Raw genomic sequence first — 233 nt, forward strand, 5'->3', positions numbered from 1 at the left:
AGCAGATGGGGCAACAGGTCCTAAAGGAGATAAGGGAGATAAAGGCGACAAAGGAGATACCGGTGATCAAGGAATACAAGGGATACAAGGTTTAGCAGGATTAGACGGAGCAGATGGAGCAACAGGTCCTAAAGGAGATAAGGGAGATAAAGGCGACAAAGGCGATACCGGTGATCAGGGAATACAAGGAATACAAGGAATACAAGGTTTAGCAGGATTAGACGGAGCAGATG

1 pseudogene is annotated in these 233 nt (G+C 46.8%); it reads left to right on the forward strand.

Annotation, left to right across the window (positions count from 1 at the left end):
- Positions 1-233, forward strand: a pseudogene (locus ACH5TX_RS00040) (collagen-like protein); the annotation flags it as partial.

The sequence above is a fragment of the Thalassobellus citreus genome (assembly GCF_044385915.1).
Classification (GTDB): domain Bacteria; phylum Bacteroidota; class Bacteroidia; order Flavobacteriales; family Flavobacteriaceae; genus Thalassobellus; species Thalassobellus citreus.